Source organism: Streptomyces sp. NPDC004721 (assembly GCF_053601495.1).
The window spans coordinates 1-1,413 of record NZ_JBSGBZ010000156.1 but is presented as its reverse complement, the minus strand read 5'-3'; the positions used below and the strand labels follow the sequence as shown (position 1 = coordinate 1,413).

The 1,413-nt window shown below is 56.4% G+C and carries 1 rRNA gene; it reads right to left on the bottom strand.

The window, feature by feature from the left end:
* Positions 1 to 22: 22 nt before the first annotated feature.
* Positions 23 to 1,413: ribosomal RNA gene (locus ACWEK3_RS42385) — 23S ribosomal RNA — on the bottom strand; the annotation flags it as partial.

Here is a 1,413-nt window from a genome sequence, read left to right as displayed (position 1 = left end):
AACACAGTGGACGCGAGCAACTGAGGACAAGCCCTCGGCCTATTAGTACCGGTCACCTCCACACCTCACGGTGCTTCCAGATCCGGCCTATCAACCCAGTCGTCTACTGGGAGCCTTACCCCATCAAGTGGGTGGGAGTCCTCATCTCGAAGCAGGCTTCCCGCTTAGATGCTTTCAGCGGTTATCCCTCCCGAACGTAGCCAACCAGCCATGCCCTTGGCAGAACAACTGGCACACCAGAGGTTCGTCCGTCCCGGTCCTCTCGTACTAGGGACAGCCCTTCTCAAGACTCCTACGCGCACAGCGGATAGGGACCGAACTGTCTCACGACGTTCTAAACCCAGCTCGCGTACCGCTTTAATGGGCGAACAGCCCAACCCTTGGGACCGACTCCAGCCCCAGGATGCGACGAGCCGACATCGAGGTGCCAAACCATCCCGTCGATATGGACTCTTGGGGAAGATCAGCCTGTTATCCCCGGGGTACCTTTTATCCGTTGAGCGACGGCGCTTCCACAAGCCACCGCCGGATCACTAGTCCCGACTTTCGTCCCTGCTCGACCCGTCGGTCTCACAGTCAAGCTCCCTTGTGCACTTACACTCAACACCTGATTGCCAACCAGGCTGAGGGAACCTTTGGGCGCCTCCGTTACTCTTTAGGAGGCAACCGCCCCAGTTAAACTACCCATCAGACACTGTCCCTGATCCGGATCACGGACCCAGGTTAGACATCCAGCACGACCAGACTGGTATTTCAACGACGACTCCACCCCAACTGGCGTTGGGACTTCAAAGTCTCCCAGCTATCCTACACAAGCCGAACCGAACACCAATATCAAACTGTAGTAAAGGTCCCGGGGTCTTTCCGTCCTGCTGCGCGAAACGAGCATCTTTACTCGTAGTGCAATTTCACCGGGCCTATGGTTGAGACAGTCGAGAAGTCGTTACGCCATTCGTGCAGGTCGGAACTTACCCGACAAGGAATTTCGCTACCTTAGGATGGTTATAGTTACCACCGCCGTTTACTGGCGCTTAAGTTCTCAGCTTCGCCCACCCGAAAGTGAGCTAACCGGTCCCCTTAACGTTCCAGCACCGGGCAGGCGTCAGTCCGTATACATCGCCTTACGGCTTCGCACGGACCTGTGTTTTTAGTAAACAGTCGCTTCTCGCTGGTCTCTGCGGCCACCCCCAGCTCACACTGCAAGAGTGATCACCAGGCGTGGCCCCCCTTCTCCCGAAGTTACGGGGGCATTTTGCCGAGTTCCTTAACCATAGTTCACCCGAACGCCTCGGTATTCTCTACCTGACCACCTGAGTCGGTTTAGGGTACGGGCCGCCATGAAACTCGCTAGAGGCTTTTCTCGACAGCATAGGATCATCCACTTCACCACAATCGGCTCGGCATCAGGTCTCA